The organism is Rhizobium ecuadorense (assembly GCF_001187535.1).
GTDB lineage: Bacteria > Pseudomonadota > Alphaproteobacteria > Rhizobiales > Rhizobiaceae > Rhizobium > Rhizobium ecuadorense.
In genome coordinates this window covers 1-221 of the sequence record NZ_LFIO01001538.1, presented here as the reverse complement: position 1 = coordinate 221, position 221 = coordinate 1, and the positions used below count along the sequence as shown (strand labels likewise).

Annotated in this window: 1 pseudogene; it reads right to left on the bottom strand. The window is 55.7% G+C overall.

Annotated elements, in window-relative coordinates:
- A pseudogene (locus tag AF337_RS31975) lies at window positions 1-221 on the bottom strand (oxidoreductase); the annotation flags it as partial.

Here is a 221-nt window from a genome sequence, read left to right as displayed (position 1 = left end):
AAAAAAAACAGTGCGTTTGCCAACTTGCTGCCGCCGTAGCGGCCGTTCTTGTTATAGCTTTTCTCGGCGTTGAGGTCGTCCCAGTCGATCCTCCCCTTCAGGTGCGCAATGCTGGATGTCACGACGACACGCGATCCCGGCGTTTCTGCCAGCTTTGGCAAGAGCAACGTTGTCAGCCCAAAAACGCCAAGATGATTGACGCCGAACTGGGACTCGAAGCC